Annotated in this window: 16 protein-coding genes; 9 read left to right on the top strand and 7 right to left on the bottom strand. The window is 63.6% G+C overall.

What is annotated here, in order from left to right; all coding sequences use genetic code 11:
• Nucleotides 1-20 precede the first annotated feature (20 nt).
• Genes lpdA through AAF563_13275 form a run of 3 tightly spaced genes read left to right on the top strand, consistent with a single transcriptional unit; the run spans nucleotide 21 to nucleotide 4,687 of the window.
• Nucleotides 21-1,427, top strand: coding sequence for a dihydrolipoyl dehydrogenase (gene lpdA, locus AAF563_13285; GenBank protein ID MEM7122250.1), 1,407 nt, complete (start codon nucleotides 21-23; stop codon nucleotides 1,425-1,427).
• A gap of 18 nt (nucleotides 1,428-1,445) precedes the next feature.
• Complete coding sequence (locus tag AAF563_13280) at nucleotides 1,446-3,455, top strand: AsmA family protein (GenBank protein MEM7122249.1); 2,010 nt, start codon at nucleotides 1,446-1,448, stop codon at nucleotides 3,453-3,455.
• A gap of 14 nt (nucleotides 3,456-3,469) precedes the next feature.
• The gene (locus AAF563_13275) at nucleotides 3,470-4,687 is read left to right on the top strand and encodes an MFS transporter (protein ID MEM7122248.1); all 1,218 of its coding nucleotides are present in this window, start codon (nucleotides 3,470-3,472) and stop codon (nucleotides 4,685-4,687) included.
• On the opposite strand, the gene AAF563_13270 is transcribed toward AAF563_13275, so the two are convergent.
• From AAF563_13270 to fsa, 3 genes are read right to left on the bottom strand one after another with little or no spacing between them, the layout of a single operon-like run.
• Entirely contained in the window at nucleotides 4,684-5,574 is an 891-nt protein-coding gene (locus AAF563_13270; protein MEM7122247.1) for a tyrosine recombinase XerC, read from the bottom strand. The genes AAF563_13275 and AAF563_13270 overlap by 4 nt on opposite strands.
• 29 nt (nucleotides 5,575-5,603) lie before the next feature.
• Nucleotides 5,604-6,323, bottom strand: coding sequence for a DUF484 family protein (locus AAF563_13265; protein MEM7122246.1), 720 nt, complete (start codon nucleotides 6,321-6,323; stop codon nucleotides 5,604-5,606).
• A 16-nt stretch (nucleotides 6,324-6,339) separates the two neighbouring features.
• Nucleotides 6,340-6,996, bottom strand: coding sequence for a fructose-6-phosphate aldolase (gene fsa / locus AAF563_13260; GenBank protein MEM7122245.1), 657 nt, complete (start codon nucleotides 6,994-6,996; stop codon nucleotides 6,340-6,342).
• 65 nt (nucleotides 6,997-7,061) lie between these two features.
• On the opposite strand from fsa, the gene AAF563_13255 reads away from it, so the two are divergent.
• The 6 genes from AAF563_13255 (at nucleotide 7,062) to AAF563_13230 (ending at nucleotide 14,332) form a co-directional block, all read left to right on the top strand.
• Complete coding sequence (locus AAF563_13255; GenBank protein MEM7122244.1) at nucleotides 7,062-9,263, top strand: primosomal protein N'; 2,202 nt, start codon at nucleotides 7,062-7,064, stop codon at nucleotides 9,261-9,263.
• 171 nt (nucleotides 9,264-9,434) lie between these two features.
• Nucleotides 9,435-9,995, top strand: coding sequence for a F0F1 ATP synthase subunit delta (locus AAF563_13250; GenBank protein ID MEM7122243.1), 561 nt, complete (start codon nucleotides 9,435-9,437; stop codon nucleotides 9,993-9,995).
• Nucleotides 9,995-11,527 (top strand): F0F1 ATP synthase subunit alpha, encoded by a 1,533-nt coding sequence (atpA, locus tag AAF563_13245; protein MEM7122242.1) that lies wholly within the window; start codon nucleotides 9,995-9,997, stop codon nucleotides 11,525-11,527. The genes AAF563_13250 and atpA overlap by 1 nt, the downstream gene beginning before the upstream one ends.
• 35 nt (nucleotides 11,528-11,562) lie before the next feature.
• Complete coding sequence (locus AAF563_13240) at nucleotides 11,563-12,462, top strand: F0F1 ATP synthase subunit gamma (GenBank protein MEM7122241.1); 900 nt, start codon at nucleotides 11,563-11,565, stop codon at nucleotides 12,460-12,462.
• A gap of 28 nt (nucleotides 12,463-12,490) precedes the next feature.
• Nucleotides 12,491-13,912: a F0F1 ATP synthase subunit beta gene (gene atpD, locus AAF563_13235; GenBank protein MEM7122240.1), complete on the top strand. Its 1,422-nt coding sequence runs from the start codon at nucleotides 12,491-12,493 to the stop codon at nucleotides 13,910-13,912.
• Between the two features lie 15 nt (nucleotides 13,913-13,927).
• Nucleotides 13,928-14,332: a F0F1 ATP synthase subunit epsilon gene (locus tag AAF563_13230; GenBank protein ID MEM7122239.1), complete on the top strand. Its 405-nt coding sequence runs from the start codon at nucleotides 13,928-13,930 to the stop codon at nucleotides 14,330-14,332.
• Nucleotides 14,333-14,367: 35 nt separating this feature from the next.
• Here the strand turns inward: AAF563_13230 and AAF563_13225 are convergent, their stop codons facing one another.
• From AAF563_13225 to gpmI, 4 genes are read right to left on the bottom strand one after another with little or no spacing between them, the layout of a single operon-like run.
• Nucleotides 14,368-14,835 carry an RNA pyrophosphohydrolase gene (locus tag AAF563_13225; GenBank protein MEM7122238.1) on the bottom strand — a complete coding sequence of 156 codons (468 nt, stop codon included), beginning with the start codon at nucleotides 14,833-14,835 and terminating at the stop codon, nucleotides 14,368-14,370.
• 6 nt (nucleotides 14,836-14,841) lie between these two features.
• Nucleotides 14,842-16,188 (bottom strand): S41 family peptidase, encoded by a 1,347-nt coding sequence (locus tag AAF563_13220; GenBank protein MEM7122237.1) that lies wholly within the window; start codon nucleotides 16,186-16,188, stop codon nucleotides 14,842-14,844.
• Complete coding sequence (locus tag AAF563_13215; GenBank protein MEM7122236.1) at nucleotides 16,188-17,399, bottom strand: peptidoglycan DD-metalloendopeptidase family protein; 1,212 nt, start codon at nucleotides 17,397-17,399, stop codon at nucleotides 16,188-16,190. Before AAF563_13215 ends, AAF563_13220 begins: the two co-directional genes overlap by 1 nt.
• The gene (gpmI, locus tag AAF563_13210; GenBank protein MEM7122235.1) at nucleotides 17,386-18,936 is read right to left on the bottom strand and encodes a 2,3-bisphosphoglycerate-independent phosphoglycerate mutase; all 1,551 of its coding nucleotides are present in this window, start codon (nucleotides 18,934-18,936) and stop codon (nucleotides 17,386-17,388) included. Before gpmI ends, AAF563_13215 begins: the two co-directional genes overlap by 14 nt.
• Between the last annotated feature and the right edge of the window lie 43 nt (nucleotides 18,937-18,979).

The following is an 18,979-nucleotide window of genomic DNA, read 5'->3' as shown; positions in this document are numbered from 1 at the left end:
ACGAGGAGGGAAGAAGTGCCATGAGCGAACAAGCGTTCGATGTCGTCGTCATCGGTGCCGGTCCGGCGGGTTACGTCTGCGCCATTCGCTGCGCCCAACTGGGCCTGAAGACCGCTGTGGTCGAAAAGCGCAAGACATTGGGCGGGACCTGTCTGAACGTCGGGTGCATTCCCTCCAAGGCATTGTTGCAGTCATCCGAGCTTTATGAGCAGACGGCCAGCCATCTGGGTCATCACGGCATCGCCGTCAAGGGCGTCGACCTCGACCTGGCTGCCATGATGAAACGCAAGGACAAGGTCGTGGATACGCTGACCAAGGGTGTCGCCGGTTTGTTCAAGAAGAACAAGATCACGCCCTTCTATGGCGCGGCGACCCTGACCGGCAAACAGACCGTCGTGGTTGCCGGCGATGGCGAGAGCCACACCCTGACGGCCAAGAACATCATTATTGCGACGGGGTCGGAGCCGGTCAGTCTGCCCGGCATCGAGATCGACGAAGAGCGCGTTGTCTCGTCGACCGGGGCGTTGTCACTGAAGCAGGTGCCCAAACACATGATCGTCATTGGCGCCGGCTATATCGGTCTGGAGATGGGTTCGGTGTGGCGGCGCCTGGGTAGCGAGGTCACGGTCGTCGAGTTCCTCGACCGCATCACGCCGACCATGGACGGCGATGTCGCCAAGGAATTCCAGAAACTCCTGAAGCGCCAGGGCATGACGTTCCGCCTTGGCACCAAGGTGACCGGTGTCGAGGCAACGAAGAGCAGCCTTAGAGTCAAAGTCGAACCGGCACAGGGCGGCGACAGCGAGACTGTGGACTGTGATGTTGTTTTGGTCGCTGTCGGCCGTCGCGCCTATACGGCTGGCCTGGGCCTCGAAGACGTCGGTGTCGTTTTGGACAGCCGCGGCATGGTCGAGATCGACGATCACTTCCGCACCACCATCGACGGCATTTATGCGATTGGCGACTGCGTGCGCGGTCCGATGCTGGCGCATAAGGGCGAGGACGAAGGTGTCGCTGTCGCCGAGATCATCGCCGGACAGGCAGGTCACGTGAACTACGGCGTCATTCCTGGCGTCGTCTATACCGATCCCGAAGCCGCTGGTGTCGGCAAGACCGAGGAAGAACTAAAGGCGGAAGGGGTTGATTACGTCGCCGGCATGTTTCCCTTCCTGGCGAACAGCCGGGCGCGCACCTATGACCAAACGGCGGGGTTCGTTAAGATCCTGGCGGATGCCAAGACCGATCGGGTGCTTGGTGTGCACATCATCGGTGCCAACGCCGGCGAGTTGATTGCCGAGGCGGCGGTGGCGATGGAGTTCGGCGGCTCAGCAGAAGACATCGCGCGCACCTGTCATGCGCACCCGACGTTCTCCGAAGCGGTCAAGGAAGCCGCCTTGGCGGTCGGCAAGCGCGCTATTCACATTTAGACATTTTGGGAGGCGGTCATGCGCCTGAAAACTATTCTCCTCGGCCTCGTCGGCCTTGTCGTCATCGTCATCGTTGGCCTCGTCATCGCGGTCGCGACGGTCGATCCCAACGATTACCGCAGCGATATCCAGGACGTCGTCAAAGACGCGACGGGTCGCCAGCTGACGCTGGGCGGCGATTTGGAGCTTGGTATCTCGCTCAGGCCGACCATTGTCGCGCGCGATGTCGAACTGTCGAACGCTGAGTGGGGTACCCAGCCCCAAATGGTCAAGGCCAAGGAGCTCGACGTTCAGGTCGCACTCTTGCCGCTGCTTAGCGGTGACATCCACATCGTCAGCCTGACAGTCGATGGCGCGGAGATCCTGCTTGAGACGAACAGCGACGGTGTCGGCAACTGGCAGTTCGGCGCCCAGGACGCCGGCGACGAGGTGGCCACCGACAAGATGTTATTGCCGCGTATCGACGGCATGGAAATCACAGACGCGTCGATCACCTATCTCGACGGCGTGACCGGCGAGAAACAAAAGGTCGATATCGAAAGCGTCGAGCTCAGCACGGATTCGCCATCCGGCCCCCTCAACATCGATCTCAAGGCGACCTCGGACGATGAGGGCCTGACGGTCAGCGGCGTTGCCGGCAGCCTGGATGCCCTGATGGGCGACGACACCGCGCCCGTCGACCTGGCGATTACCGCCTATGGTGTCACCATGACGCTGAAGGGCACGGTCGGCGCCGTTTCGTCGGCCGGCAATCTTGACCTCGACTTGGATGTTTCCAGCGACGACCCGTCAAAGGCCGCCAGCGTTGCCGGGGTCACGCTGCCATTCGATGGCGCGCTGAAGGTCGCCGGCCACGTCAAGGGCAACTTCGAAACCTTCGATCTGACCGGCCTGACGGCCGACGTGGCGGGTATCAAGGCGACCGGCGATATCTCGGTCGACCAGTCGGGCGACCGACCGTCCATCGGCGGCAAGCTGGCGGTCGAAGAGCTTGATGTGTCGGTCTTTGGCGGTGGCGGAGAGGGTGAAGCATCGTCCGATTCATCCGGCAAGGTATTCCCGTCCGATCCGCTTCCGGTCGACGGCCTCAAGGCGGTCGACGCCGACATCGAAATCACGATCACGACCCTCAAAACGCCCGTCATGGTGGCCAAGGATGTCGTGCTGCCCATCAAGCTGACGTCCGGTGACCTGAAGATGGATGGCATGACGGCGACGGTGGCCGGCAGCACGGTCTCATCAAGCCTTGACCTCAACGCCAGCTCGGCGACGCCGGCCATGGTGCTGAAGATGACGGCCGACAGTCTGAACGTCGGGCAAATGCTGAAGGATGCCGCTGTGACCGAGATGCTGTCGGGCGACGGCGACCTGAAGGTCGACGTGAACGGCACCGGCGATTCAATCGCGGCCATCATGGCGTCGTTGAACGGCGAAGCCTCGCTGTTGATGGAAGAAGGCCAGCTCGACACCGGTGGATTGGAGCTGCTGATGGGCGGCAGCAACGCGTTGATCGGCACGCTGATCACCAGCGGTACCGAAGCGGCGACGCTTAACTGCCTGGCCATCGACTACGACATCAAGGACGGTATCGCCGAACAGAAGGTATTCTTGATCGACACGCAGTTCTCGACCGTTGTTGGCGAGGGCAAGATCGATCTGGGCAAGGAGACCATCGACCTTCTGATCACGCCAAAGTCCAAGGATGTCTCGCTCAGCGTCGCCGTGCCGGTGCGGGTTGGTGGCACGCTGGCGTCGCCCAGCTTTACGCCCGACGAGGCGGCCCTGGCGCTCAAGGTCGGCGGCCTGCTGGGTGCGACGATCTTCCCGCCGGCGCTTCTGCTCAGTCTTGGTGATCTGGGCGGCGGTGATCACGGCTGTGTCACGGCCAATGCCAACACCGAAGGCTCGGGCGACAACGGCGGCGGTGTGGTCAACGAAGCTGGTGAAGTCGTCGACGACGCGGCCGGCGCGGTCGGCACCGCGGTCGACGACATCGGCAACGAGATCGATAGCCTGTTCGGCGACTGACAGCCGGATACACCGTGTTCCGTAACCTGCGGCCGGTAACGCTGGTCGCAGTCATGTGCGTTATCCAGGTACTCGGCATGACCGGCTTTGCGACCTACTGGTCGCTGCAGCCGATCCTGCAACCGGCTTGGATGCTCTCGAATGAGCAAGCGGGGTGGATCAGCGGCACGCTGTTCGCCGGCTACATGGTCGCCGTGCCCCTGTTGGCAACCATCACCGACCGGGTCGATGCCCGGCTGATCGTCCTGGTCGGCATGGCCTTCGCGGCACTGGGCTTGATCGGCTTCGGCTTGTTTGCCGAAGGGTTCTGGGGCGCCATTCTGTGGCGGTTTGTCGCCGGCATTGGATTGGCCGGCACCTACATGCCCGGCCTGCGCGCCCTGACTGACCGCATCAGCGATCGGCTGCAGTCGCGCGCCGTCGCCTACTACACATCCTCGTTCAGTGTCGGTTCGGCGGTGTCATACGTTCTGGCCGGCTATGCGTTGGAGTTGACCGACTGGCGTACGGCATTCTTGATCGCCGCCATAGGCCCTGTCATCGGCGGTACGCTGTTGTGGCTGTGTTTGGCGCCTCGACACATTGAGGCGAGGGCCAGACCCAGATCCCATGTGTTCGACTTTCGTCCGGTCTTCGCCGACCGCCATGTGATGGGTTACGTGCTCACCTATGCCGGTCACACGGCTGAGCTATTCGCCATGCGCTCGTGGCTCGTGCCGTTTCTCGTTTTCAGCGCGACGCTGGGATCGACCATGGCACGCGCGGAGGTCGATGCCACCGTCATGGCGACCCTGGTCTCTTTGATTGCGGTTGTCTCCAGCATCGGCGGCAACGAGGTTGCCATGCGCATTGGCCGCCGGCGCCTGGTGCTGATCGCGATTGGCGTGTCTTTCGCGACCAGCTTGGTCGTTGGCTTTTCGGCGGCACTTCCGTTCTGGGTTGCGGTTGTCGCCTGCATGATCTTCGCGCTGACCATTCAGGCCGATTCGGCATCGATCACCGCCGGCGCGGTCGCGGCGGCGCCGCCGGGCTATCGCGGCGCGACCATGGCCGTCCACTCGATGTTCGGTTTCGGTGCCGCCTTCCTGTCACCGACTCTCGTCGGCGTCGTGCTGGACAGCGCCGGCGGTTCCATCACCGTGACAACATGGGTGTTCGCGTTCGGCACCATGGGGGCCATGGGCCTGGTCGGTATGGCGGCTTTACTGCTGTTGGGGCGGCGCAAAACCTAAGCGCGGGGGTGTGTGCTCCGGTAGATCTTCATCAGGTTCTCGGCGTCGACATCGGTGTAACGCTGCGTCGTCGAGAGGCTGGCGTGCCCCAGCAGTTCCTGGATCGTGCGCAGATCCGCGCCGCCGCCCAGCAAGTGGGTCGCAAAACTGTGGCGCATGGCGTGCGGCGTCGCCGTCGTCGGCAGGCCAAGGGCGGCGCGCAGATGACGGAACCGTCTTTGCACGACACCCGGCTGTAGGCGCTTGCCGCGCACCCCGACGAACAGGGGCTGAGCGTTGTCGCCGGCAAAGGGGCGGCGCCCGACATAGTCGTCCAGCGCCTCGCGCACGACCGGCAGCAGCGGCACCATGCGTTCCTTGTCACCCTTGCCGCGCACGACCAGGACGTCCCGGCCGCCACTGACCTGGCCAACCGTCAATCCCAGCACCTCGCCAATGCGCATGCCGCAGCCATACATCAAGAGCATGATGGCGACATCGCGCGCGGCGACCCACGGCTCGTCGGTCAGCGACTCGGCGAGTTCGACCATCTCGCCGGCCTCCGACTCGTTCAGCGGGCGCGGTACTTGGCGCGGCAAGCGCGGCGAGCGCACCGCGCCGATGGCAGCGTTGCCGACCAGCCCTTCGCGCTCCAGAAAGCGGAAAAAGCTGCGTACGGTCGACAGCGCCCGCGCGGTTGACGTCTTGGCGCGTCCGTCGCGGCTGCGCTGGGCAAGCCAGGCGCGGAAGTCGGCGGGCTTCATGGCTGCCAGCATGGCGAAGTCAGGCGCCGCACCCTGATGGTCGGTCAGGAAGGCGAGGAACTGCGCGAGGTCGCTTTGATAGGCTTGGACCGTATGGCCGGACGCGCGGCGTTCGTCGCTCAGACGGTCACGCCACAGACGCACCGCCTCGTCGAGGTCGTGAGGCCGCGTGCTCAGACGCGCAGGCCCAGTTTCTTGCGCAGGCAGCGGTCGAGCACCATGGCGAGGAAACGATAAAGCTCGACCGGATCGCCGGCGCAGAAGTGATCGTCTCGCCGCGAACCCAAGGCCAGGATGCCATTGGGCAGATCGGCTTCGCCACCGAAGCGCGCCAGGGCCTCGGAGCGAACAAGCGGTGCGGCGCCGGCGAAGAGGCGCTCATCCGCATCGTCGGTCGGGCGCAGGATGACGTCGCGGTCGTCCTGCATGATGTCCATCACCGTGCCAGGCGTCAGACAGCGCACGCCGGCGGTCATCCTGGCCGCACCATGTATGGCTTCGGTCTCGACGCACAGATTGACGACGTCGACGCCGAGCAGGATCGAGACATCGGCGTTCACGATCTCGACCAGGTGATCCAGATCGGCCGCGCTCATCAACGTCAGCGACGCCGCGTGGACACGGTCTTGAAGGGAGCGGTGCCGGCGCGTGCGCTCGACCAGGGCGCCTTGCGCCTCGCGCATGTCGTCCTTGTCGGCTTTCAGCCGGTCGATCAGAAAGACCTGCCAGTCGGCGACGTTGTCGCCGAGGTCGCGCGACGGTGCGGCAATCTGGCGCAACAGCTCCGGCCGTTGTGCCAGGAAGTCGGGATGATCGCGCAGAAACCGCTCGACACGTTCCGGCGTCACGTCATCCGCTTCGTTGAGCCTGGCGCTGTCCGGTTTTGTGTCCATGGTCCCTTTCCGTGACCTACAAGATGGCTTGGCCGGTCTTCTGCCAGTCAGCCAGGAAGGCCGCGAGGCCCTTGTCGGTCAGGCTGTGGCTGGCCAGCTTGCGCAACACGTCCGGCGGGACCGTTGCAACGTCGGCGCCGATCATGGCCGCCTGTTTGACATGCATCGGTGACCGGATTGAGGCGACAAGGATTTCCGTGTCGAGATGCGCGTAGTTGTCGTAGATGGTCTTGATCTCGGCGATCAACTCCATGCCGTCATGGCCGATATCGTCCAGGCGCCCGACGAAGGGCGAGATGAACGTCGCCCCGGCCTTGGCTGCCAGGAGCGCCTGGTTGGCGGAAAAACAAAGCGTCACGTTAACCTTGGTGCCGTGCTGGGTAATCGCCCGACAGGCTTTCAGACCGTCCCAGGTCAGCGGTACCTTGATGGTGATGTTGTCGGCGACCCGGGCAAGCTTTTTGCCTTCGGCCACCATGCCGTCGGCATCGGTCGCGGTGACTTCCGCACTCACCGGTCCGGCGACGACCGAACAGATTTCTCTCAGAACCTCCACGAAATCGCCGCCCGATTTGGCGATAAGCGAAGGATTGGTCGTTACACCGTCCAGAAGACCGGTATCGGCGAGATCGCGGATCTCCGCCACATCGGCTGTATCAACAAAGAACTTCATGGGCTTTTATAGCACTCCCTTCGGGGCTGGACGAATGAACGGCATTTGATGTGAAAGTGTAGCGGATGCTGCCCGGTGACGCCATAACACGCCCGGATGATGTCGGCAGCGACAGTGTCGGTGTGCTGCTGCCGCTGCCCATTCACGCGCTCTATGACTATCTGGTGCCCGAAGACGTTGATGTTGTTCCGGGCAGCTACGTCATGGTGCCGCTTGGCGGGCGCAGCGTTCTGGGCGTTGTGTGGGGTGAGCCTCTGGGCGACGTCGCGCCGGAAAAGTTGAAAGCGATCCTTGAAGTGAAGCCGGCGCCGCCGTTGTCGCCGATCTTGCGCGACTTTGTGGAGTGGGTCGCCCGCTACACCGTGAATTCCCCGGGTGCCGTTCTGCGCATGGTGCTTCGCGTCAGCGAGGCGCTCGATCCGCCGCGCCCGCGGCTGGCCTATCGACGGGCCGGAGACCTGCCGCCGCGCATGACGCCGGCCAGGCAACGGGTCGTCAACTTGCTGCGGGACGCACCGCCGTTGGAAAAAGCCGACATCGTGCGCGAAGCCGGTGTCGGCTCGTCTGTCATCAAGGGACTGGTCGAAACGGGCACTGTCGAGATCGTCGAGCTTCCTGCGGCACCCCGTCTTCCGCTGCCGGATCCCGAGGCGCAAGGACCGGTGTTGTCCGACGACCAGGCGGTCGCTGCCGACGAACTGACCATGCAGGTGAAGCGCGGAGGTTTCGCGACGACGCTTCTGGAAGGCGTCACCGGATCGGGCAAAACCGAGGTTTACTTCGAAGCGGTCGCCGAGGCGCTACGCCATGACAAACAGGTCCTCGTGCTGTTGCCGGAGATCGCGCTTTCGGCGCAGTTCCTGCGCCGTTTTGCCGAACGGTTCGGCGCCGAACCGGTGGTCTGGCATTCCGACGTGCCGCGCAAGAAACGGCGTGATGCCTGGCGCGCCGTCGCCGACGGCAGCGCCCGTGTCATCGTCGGCGCGCGTTCGGCCCTCTTCCTGCCATTCGCCAAGCTGGGCCTTATTGTCGTCGACGAGGAACACGACGGTTCGTTCAAGCAGGAGGACGGCGTCTGCTACAACGCCCGCGACATGGCGGTTGTCAGGGGCCGTCTGGAGGACCTTCCGGTCGTCCTGTGTTCGGCGACGCCGTCGATGGAGACTCTGGTCAACGTGGAGCTTGGCCGGTACGGCGGTTTAATGCTGGCTGAGCGCCATGGCGGGGCGACCCTGCCGGATGTCACTGCCGTCGACATGCGCAGCGCCGGGACCGAGCGAGGCCACTGGCTGTCGCCGCCCTTGATTGACGCCATACAGACGGCACTGGATGCAGGCGAGCAGGGGCTGTTGTTCCTCAACCGCCGGGGATACGCGCCGCTTACCCTGTGTCGCACCTGCGGTCATCGCTTCGCCTGTCCCAATTGTTCGGCCTGGCTCGTTGAACACCGCCATTACGGGCGCTTGCAGTGCCACCACTGCGGTTTCAGCGGTCCGATACCCGATAGCTGCCCAGTTTGCTCCAGTACCGACAGCCTGGTCGCCTGCGGGCCCGGCGTTGAGCGTCTGCTGGAGGAAGTCGAGCATCGCTTTCCTGACTGCCGTACGGAGGTCATGTCGTCGGACACGCTGGTTGGGCCGGACGCGACCCAGGAGATGATCGCCCGGTTCGAGGCGCGCGAGATCGACCTGTTGATCGGTACCCAGGTCGCCGCCAAGGGCCATCACTTTCCGATGTTGACGGTGGTCGGCGTGGTCGATGCGGACCTGGGGCTAGAAGGCGGTGATCTGCGCGCCATGGAGCGCACCTGGCAGCTTCTGCACCAGGTCGCCGGACGGGCAGGGCGGGCCGAGCATCCGGGCCGGGTCCTGCTGCAGACCTATGATCCCGAAAACCCGGTCCTGACCGCCCTGGCATCAGACGATCGCGAGGGTTTCCTGGGTTACCTGAAGGAACAACGCCGCGCCGCCGGCATGCCGCCCTTCGGCCGACTGGCCGGCATCATCCTGTCCGGCACACGCGAGGCGGATGTCCGCAGCCTTGCCCGCGAGCTCGCCCGGCACGGGCCGCGTGGCGACGGGATCCAGACGCTCGGTCCGGCACCGGCACCGCTTGCCCTGCTCAGAGGGCGCTATCGCTGGCGGCTTCTGGTTCATGCCCGCCGGGATGTCGACTTGCAAGGCGCCATCCGGGCCTGGCTGAAGCCAGTGAAGCTGCGCGGCACCATGAGGTTGCAGGTTGATATCGATCCCTACAGCTTCTTCTAGGTGTTTCCGCAGGGTCTCCAAGGGGAGTCTTGTTGCAACGCGAAAGGGCCTGTGCTAGCTACGGCCTGCCCTTCGCCGGGGCATCTGGGGGCCCTGTTCAAGGGGGTTCTTTGGATGCAAAAAATCCAATGCAAACAGTAACTTAGAAGGCGACAGCGAGGACAGTCTCAGGTGGCCACCGACGACAGTGTTGTAACCGGCCTTTCGGGCCGCTACGCGACCGCTTTGTTCGACCTTGCCGACGAAAGCAAGGTGCTGGACGAGGTCGCCGGCGACTTGCGTTCGCTACAGGCCGCCCTGGATGAATCAGAGGATCTGGCGCGCCTTGTCCGCAGCCCGATCGTCTCCCGTGATGAGCAGGGCCGCGCCATGGCGGCGGTGGTCGAGGCCATGGGTCTCGGCGAACTGACGCGCCGGACTGTCGGTCTGCTGGCTCAGAAACGTCGGCTCTTCGCGCTCAGCGACATTATTCGTGACTACACCAAGCTTCTGGCCGCCCACCGCGGCGAGACGACCGCCGAGGTCACCTCGGCACGCGCCCTGTCTGAGGGCGAACTGAACAAACTCACCGCCACCTTGAAGAACGTGGTTGGGCGCGATGTTGCCGTGGAGGCCCGCGTCGATCCTGATCTCCTGGGTGGTCTGGTGGTTCGAATTGGCTCGCGGATGTTGGACAGCTCCATCCGTACCAAACTGCAACGGCTTGAAATTGCTATGAAGGGGGCTGGCTGATGGATATCCGCGCCGCCGAGATTTCCTCAATCATCAAAGACCAGATCGAGAACTTTGGCGCCGAAGCCGAAGTCGCCGAGGTCGGCCGCGTGCTTTCCGTCGGTGACGGTATCGCCCGCGTCTACGGTCTGGACAACGTGCAGGCCGGCGAAATGGTCGAATTCCCCGGCGGCATTCAGGGCATGGCCTTGAACCTGGAAACCGACAATGTCGGTATCGTTATCTTCGGCAGTGACCAGAACATCGTCGAAGGCGATACGGTCAAGCGTACCGGCGACATCGTTGACGTGCCTGTCGGCAAGGGCCTTCTGGGCCGCGTCGTCGACGCGCTTGGCAACCCGATCGACGGCAAGGGTCCGATCGACAGCACCGAGCGCAGCTTGGTCGAGGTCAAGGCGCCGGGCATTATTCCGCGCCAGTCGGTGAACGAGCCGGTGCAGACCGGCCTGAAGGCGCTGGATGCTCTGGTTCCGGTCGGCCGTGGCCAGCGTGAGCTGATCATTGGCGACCGCCAGACCGGCAAGACCGCTGTTGCCATCGATGCGGTGCTGAACCAGAAGCAGAATTTCGAATCCGGCGACGAGAAGAAGCGTCTCTACTGCATCTATGTCGCCGTCGGTCAGAAGCGCTCGACGGTCGCGCAGATCGTCAAGACGCTGACCGATAACGGCGCGATGGATTACTCGGTCGTGGTCGCCGCGACCGCGTCGGATCCGGCGCCTATGCAGTTCCTGGCGCCCTATTCCGGTTGCGCGATTGGCGAGTACTTCCGTGACAACGGCATGCATGCGCTGGTGATCTATGACGATCTCTCCAAGCAGGCGGTGTCGTATCGCCAGATGTCGCTTCTGCTGCGCCGCCCGCCGGGCCGCGAAGCCTATCCCGGCGACGTTTTCTATCTGCATTCGCGCCTTCTAGAGCGTGCCGCCAAGCTCAACGAAGAGCATGGCTCGGGCTCGCTGACGGCGCTGCCGGTGGTCGAAACCCAGGCCGGTGACGTCTCCGCCTACATTCCGACCAACGTGATCTCGATTACCGATGGTCAGATCTTCCTGGAATCTGAGCTGTTCTATCAGGGCATCCGCCCGGCGATTAACGTCGGTCTGTCGGTCAGCCGTGTCGGTTCGGCCGCCCAGGTGAAGGCGATGCGCCAGGTCGCCGGCTCGATCAAACTGGAGCTTGCGCAGTATCGCGAGATGGCGGCGTTCGCCCAGTTCGCCTCTGACCTCGATGCCTCGACCCAGCGCCTTCTGGCGCGCGGCGAACGTCTGACCGAACTCTTGAAGCAGGACCAGTATTCGCCCATGCCGGTCGAAGAGCAGGTGGCGTCGATCTTCGCTGGCGTGAACGGCTATCTCGACGGCATGCCGGTCAACGATGTGACCCGTTACGAGCAGGAGATGCTGTCGGAGATCCGCGCCAACGGTGCGGCCATCCTGGACAAGATCCGCGCTGAACAGACCATCAGCGATGAAATCAAGGATCAGCTGACGGCCTTCCTTGATGATTTCGCCAACAAGTTTGCCGCTTGAGCGCGGTGACGGAAACGGTGGGTCGGACTTAGTCTATGGCGAATCTCAAGGCATTGCGTATGCGGATCAACTCGGTCCGCTCGACACGCAAGATCACCAGCGCCATGAAGATGGTCGCCGCGGCCAAGCTGCGGCGTGCTCAGGAAGGCGCTGAAGCGGCGCGTCCTTACGCCGAGCGCATGGAACGCATGATGGGCTCGCTGGCCGCCGGATTTGCCGGCCGCGACGATGCGCCCAAGTTGCTTGCCGGTACCGGCAGCGACAACGTGCATCTGATCGTTGTCGTGACGTCAGACCGTGGACTGTGCGGTGGCTTCAACTCCAACATTAACCGCGCTGTGCGCAATCGGATCGATGAGCTGCGCAGGGACGGTAAAGAGGTCAAGCTGCTCTGTGTCGGGCGCAAGGGCAAGGATGCGCTGCGCCGCGATCACAGCGACATGATCGTTGATTCGATCGAGGGTATCGACAAGGGCGGACTGGGCTTCGACAAGGCTGCCGAGCTTTCCGAGCGCATCTTCGAGATGTATGAAGCCGGCGAATTCGACGTCTGCACGGTCATCTACAACCGCTTCAAGTCGGTGATCGCCCAGGTCGTGACCTGGCAGCAGTTGGTGCCGTTCGGCGGTGGCGATGAAGACGAGAGCGGCGAGGTCGATATCAGCGACGACATGGGCGGCGCCGTCTATGAGTTCGAGCCCGATGAGGCGGAGATCCTTGAGGTTCTGATGCCCCAGAACATGGGCGTTCAGATGTACCGCTCGCTCTTGGAAAGCCAGGCATCGGAGCACGCCGCGCGCATGACCGCCATGGACAACGCGACCCGCAACGCGGGCGAAATGATCGAACGCCTGAACCTGGAGTACAATCGTACCCGTCAGGCCGCGATCACCAGGGAAATTATCGAAATCGTGTCGGGCGCCGAAGCGCTCTAGGCGACTGACGAGGACCGGGAGAAACAGGATGAGCAATTCAGTCGGCAAGGTTACGCAGGTGATGGGCGCCGTCGTGGACGTGCGCTTCGAGGCCGAGCTGCCGCATATCTTGAACGCGATTGAGACCGAGAACCAAGGCAAGCGCCTGGTCCTGGAAGTCGCGCAGCATCTGGGCGAGAACACGGTCCGCACCATCGCCATGGACGCGACCGAGGGTCTGGTGCGCGGCCAGGAGGTGCGCGATACCGGCGCGCCGATCTCGGTGCCGGTCGGTCCGAAGACGCTTGGCCGAATCCTGAATGTTGTCGGCGATCCGATCGACGAACGCGGACCGGTCGACACGTCCGATACTCTGCCGATCCACCGCGAGGCGCCGGTCCTGACCGATCAGTCGACGGAAGCCGAGGTGCTGGTCACCGGCATCAAGGTTGTCGACCTGTTGGAGCCCTACGCCAAGGGCGGCAAAATTGGCCTGTTTGGCGGCGCCGGCGTCGGCAAGACCGTCATCATCATGGAACTGATCAACAACATCGCCAAGGGTCACGGCGGTTACTCGGTGTTCGCCGGCGTCGGCGAGCGCACGCGTGAAGGCAACGACCTCTATCACGAGATGATCGAGTCGGGCGTTATCGACCTGGAAGGCGATCAGTCCAAATGCGCGCTGGTCTATGGCCAGATGAACGAGCCTCCGGGCGCCCGCGCGCGCGTTGGCCTGAGTGGCCTGACGCTGGCCGAATACTTCCGCGACGCGGAAGGCCAGGACGTGCTGCTGTTCGTCGACAACATCTTCCGTTTTACCCAGGCGGGCTCCGAGGTGTCGGCGCTGCTCGGCCGTATCCCCAGCGCGGTCGGTTACCAGCCGACGCTGGCGACCGAGATGGGCGCGCTGCAGGAGCGCATTACCTCGACCAACAAGGGCTCGATCACGTCGGTCCAGGCCATTTACGTCCCGGCCGACGACTTGACCGACCCGGCGCCGGCGACGTCGTTCTCGCATCTGGACGCCACGACCGTGTTGTCGCGTCAGATTGCTGAGCTCGGCATTTACCCGGCGGTCGACCCGCTTGACTCCACGTCGCGTATTCTCGATCCGCGCGTCATCGGCAACGAGCACTATGACGTCGCCCGTTCGGTGCAGGAGGTTCTGCAGCGCTACAAGTCGCTCCAGGACATCATCGCCATTCTGGGCATGGACGAGCTCTCGGAGGAAGACCGCCTGGTTGTCGCGCGCGCGCGCAAGATCCAGCGCTTCCTGTCCCAGCCATTCCACGTTGCCGAGGTCTTCACCGGTTCGCCGGGCGTCTATGTCGAGCTGGAAGACACCATCAAGGGCTTCAAGGCGATTGTCGCCGGCGAGTACGATGACCTGCCGGAGCAGGCGTTCTACATGGTCGGCAAGATCGAGGACGCGGTCGAAAAGGCCAAGCGCCTCGCCGCCGAAGCGGCTTAAGGAGTTACGCTGACCATGGCCGACGACAAGGTCAACTTCGAACTGGTCAGCCCGGAGCGCCTGTTGGTCTCCGAAGCCTTCGACATGGTTATCGTGCCTGGTAACGAGGGTGATTTCGGTGTGCTGCCCGGCCATACGCCGATGATCTCAACCGTCAGGCCGGGTGTCATCGACATCCATGATGGCGGCAAAATTGCTCACCGTGTCTTTGTCGGCGGCGGTTTTGCCGAGGTGACGCCCGATCGCTGCACGGTGCTGGCCGAAGACGCCGCCATGGTCGACGACATCGACACCGGCGATGTCGATCGGCGGATCGAGGAAACCGAGCTTGACCTGCGCGACGCCGAAAGCGATGGCGAAAGGGCGCGGGCCGAGGCACGCTTGGTCGTGCTGCGCGCCATGCGGGAAGCCGCCGCGTAACCTGCTTGTACAGTCGTCCGAAGACACTTGGGCGCTCAGGTCAGCAGATCACCGAACTCGTCGAAGACTTGGCGATAGACATCGCGCTTGAACGCGATGATCTGCGCCGTCATGTCCGCGGCACGCATCCACGTCCAGCCATCAAATTCGGGGTCGTCCACCCCCTTAACGTCGATGTCGTCGTCGGAACCGGTGAACCGCATGGCGAACCACTTTTGGGTCTGGCCGCGGTAGCGGCCCTTCAACGCCTTGCCGATCAGGTGGTCGGGTAGGTCGTAGGTGAGCCAGTCCGCCGTCTCGGCGATGATGTCGCCCTTGTTGGTGCCGATTTCCTCAAGCAGTTCGCGCAAGGCGGCATCGCGTGGCGCCTCGCCCTCGTCGATGCCGCCCTGGGGCATCTGCCAGCCCATGCCGTCAATACGGCTGCCAGCAAAAACGAGACCGGCGCGGTCGATCAGGACCACGCCGGCGCAACGTCTATAGGGTAAGTCAACCGTCGACAACGGCGCTCACTGGTCGTTCTGGGCGACCACGTCCTGGAGCAGGTAGAGGCCTTCCAGGAGGTCGAGGGCACGGTTCAGCTGGTAGTCCTCACGTGCCTGTTCGGAGCGGCCGGAATCGTCGAGCGCCTCTTCTTCTTCGGAGATCTCCTCTTCGATGTTCTCGTCCAGAACCTCTTCGCCGACCGCGTCATCGACATCCTCGTCGGTGCCCTCGGCATCCAGGGAGTTGCGAAGATCCGCCTCATGCCGCTCAAGGCTGTCTTCAAGTGGATCGATGACGGCCGCCTCGACAAAAATGTCCGGCACGATGCCCTTGGCCTGGATCGAAACACCGGACGGCGTGTAGTAGCGGGCGGTTGTCAGGCGCATGGCGCCGTGACCGGGCAGGGGAATGATGGTCTGGACCGAGCCCTTACCGAACGAATCCGTGCCCATGATGATGGCGCGGCGGTGGTCCTGCAGGGCGCCGGCCACAATTTCCGATGCCGAGGCGGAACCGCCGTTGATCAGGACGACGATCGGCAAGCCCTCGGCCAGATCGCCGGCGCGGGCGTTGAACCGTTGCGAGCTGTCCGGCCGACGGCCACGGGTCGAGACGATCTCGCCTTGATCCAGGAAGGCATCGGAGACGGCTATCGCCTGATCCAGCAGGCCACCGGGATTGTTTCGGAGATCCAGGACAATGCCCTGCAGCTCGTCACCCAGCTCGGCCTTGATCTCTTCGAGAGCCTCTTGAACGCCTTCATCGGCCTGTTCGTTGAAGGAGGTAATGCGGATATAGCCGACCTTGTCCTCAACGCGCGAACGCACCGACTGGATGACGATGATATCGCGGGTAATGGTGATCTCGAGCGGCTCCTCGACACCCTCGCGCAGCACCGTCAACACGATGTCGGTGTTGACGGGACCACGCATACGGTCGACCGCGTCGCCCAGGGTCATGCCCAGGATCGGCTCGCCATCCAGGTGGGTGATCAAGTCGCCCGCCTCGATGCCGGCGCGGAAGGCCGGCGTATCATCGATCGGAGACACGACCCGGACCAGGCCGTCCTCCAGGGTGACCTCGATACCCAGTCCGCCGAACTCGCCGCGGGTCTGGACCTGCATCTCACCGAAGCTCTCGGGGTTGAGATAGCTGGAATGCGGATCAAGGGAACTCAACATGCCGCGAATGGCGGCCTCGATCAGCTCTTCGTCGGTGACCTCTTCGACGTATTCGGCGCGCACGCGTTCAAACACGTCGCCGAACAGGTTAAGCTGTCGATACGTGTCGGAGCTGGCCGCATCGACGTGGGTCGTGTGGGGCGCCAGTAAGGCAAGAACCAAGCCCGCCACCAGAACAATCTTTTTCATCATCCATTCACCTTGTTGTCGCCAGCCGCAAGCCACGGCAGCGGATTAATAGGTTCACCATTGCGTCGAAATTCGACATACAGGCGTTGAGGGTTATCGACCCCCTCCGCCATGACCCCAACGGGTTCACCGGCCAATAGCCACTGGCCCAGTACGGCATCTACACGCGAAAAGCCAGCCAACACCGTATGGTATCCCTCGCCATGCGCGATGATCAACATTAGCCCGTAGTGCCCAAAAACGCCGGAATACACGATTCGGCCGTCATAGGGCGTCACCACCTGCGCACCGCTGGCGGTCGCGATGACAATGCCCTCGCTGCGCGCGCCATCCTCGATGGCGGCGTTGAAATCGGTCACGATATCGCCCCGCACAGGAAGCGGCAGATTGCCCTGGGCTGAGGTAAACGTCATGGTCGCGATCGCGCCGGCCGCGGCGACGCTTTCGGGGCTGGCGCCTTCGGCCCGCTCGGCGGCCGCCTGTTCGGCCAGTTGGCGCAGCAGATCGCGCAGGTTGCCGGCCTCGACCGTCAGCGCTTCGTTACGCGCGGTGAGCGCGGCCTGTTCGGTCTGCAGGCCCGACAGAATCTCCTCCTTGCGCGCGACCAGGCCGGCGACGACGTCGTGCTGTTCGCGTGCGCTGGCACGGACCGCCTCCAACTCATCGGTCTGCTCGGCGATGCGCAGTTTCAGCGCGTTCAGGGTCGCGATGTCACGTGCAATCAGTGCGGCCTGTTCGTCCAGATAAGGTGTGATCGATGCCAGCAGCATCGCGGTGCGATGGGTATCGGTCGGGGAGCGCGGCAAGGCGATCAGCATATCGGCGGGTTGGCGCGCGATCCGCTGCAAGGCCGATAACACCAGCGCCAACTGATCGCGCCGCGCATCGAAAGCGGCGCGCTGGTCGTCGAGTTCCGCGTTCAGGCTGATCAGTGTGGCGCTCAGCTCTTCCGCTGACGTCTCATGCTCGCGGATCCGTGCGGCCGTCGCCAGCATGGCTTGGCGCAGGTCGTCCAGCTCGTCCGCGATCGCCGCGGCTTCCTCGCCCAGCGCCTCGCGCGCCTGCCGGGTTTCGTCGAGCTCCCGTTCGACGGACTCCAGCCGCAAACCGGCGTCGCCCTCGGTATCGTCCGCCAGGATGACCGGCAGAACAAAGACGGTGGCGAGGGCACCCGCTGCAGCAGCTATAGCGATCCGGCTAGTCTCCCGCACGTCTCTGTCTCGCGGCAATCAGCGTGTGGCCCGTCATTTCGCTCGGCTGCTCCAGGTGCAGCAGATCAAGCAGGGTTGGCGCGATGTCGCACAGCCGGCCGCGCTCGAGCTCGATGCCGGGCTTGGCACCGACCAGAAGCAGCGGAACCGGGTTCGTAGTGTGGGCGGTATGAGCCTTGCCCGTTTGCGGATCGCGCATGGCTTCGATGTTGCCGTGATCAGCGGTGATCAAGAGAAGACCGCCCGCGTCGCTTACAGCATCCGCCAGGCGGCCCAGGCAAGTATCCACCACTTCGACCGCCTTGATCGCCGCGGCCAGGACACCGGTATGGCCAACCATGTCCGGGTTGGCGAAGTTGCAGATGACGACGTCAAAACTGCGCGTGCGGATCGCCGCCACAAGCTTGTCCGTCACTTCCGTCGCCGACATTTCCGGCTTCAGGTCATAGGTCGCGACCTTGGGCGAGGGGACGAGGATCCGGTCTTCGCCCTCAAACACATGCTCATCGCCGCCATTGAAGAAGTAGGTGACGTGCGCGTACTTCTCGGTCTCCGCGATCCGCAACTGGCGAAGGCCGGCGTCGGCGATCACGCTGCCGAAGCTGTTCGTTACTTGCTGCGGCGCGAACAACGACGGCAACAGTGGATCAAGCGCGTTGGAGTAAGACACCATACCGGCTGCGGCAGAAAACGCGATGCGGCGCGACCGCTTGAAATCATCGAAATCGGGATCGAGCAGCGCGTCCAAGACCTGGCGGGCGCGATCGGCCCGGAAGTTAGCCATGATCAGGCCGTCGCCGTCGCACATGCCGTCATAGCCAGCGACTACTGCGGGTTCGACGAACTCGTCGGTTTGACCTTTGTCATAGGCTTGGCGCAGGGCATCCAATGCGGTTGAGGCGGCGTGACCGCGGCCTGTGACCATGGCGTCATAGGCCAGTTCGACGCGTTCCCAGCGGTTGTCGCGATCCATGGCGAAATAGCGCCCGATCACAGTCACAATCTCTGCCTTTGGCGCCGCAGCCGAAAAGGCCTGGATGAACTCTTCGGCGCTTGACGGTGGGACATCGCGTCCGTCGAGGATGGCATGAACCATGACCTCGATTCCATGTTCGGCCAGGATGTTGGCCAGCGCGGCCACGTGGTCCTGGTGGCTGTGAACGCCGCCCGGCGACATCAGGCCCATCAGCTGGCACCGGCCGGTGCCGCGCTTCACACCGTCAATCAGGCTTGCCAGGGTCGGGTTTGCGGCAAGCGAACCGTCCGCCACCGCGCGATCAATGCGCGGCAGATCCTGCATCATGATCCGCCCGGCCCCGATCGTCAGGTGACCGACCTCGGAATTGCCCATCTGGCCGCGTGGCAGGCCGACCGCCTCGCCGGACGTGTCGAGCTGGGTATGGGTCGCCGATGCCATGAGGCGCTGCCAGACAGGGGTCCGGGCGGCGCGAATCGCGTTATCGGGCGTATCGGGGCCACAGCCCCAACCGTCCAGAATGCAAAGAACGATGGGGCTCGAGCGGGTCGGTTCGTTCATGGGCACCTTATATCAGTGGCTTGGCTGGCCTTACAGTGCGCAC

The organism is Pseudomonadota bacterium, assembly GCA_039028155.1.
GTDB lineage: Bacteria > Pseudomonadota > Alphaproteobacteria > SP197 > SP197 > JANQGO01.
This window is presented reverse-complemented; position numbering and strand designations above follow the sequence as displayed.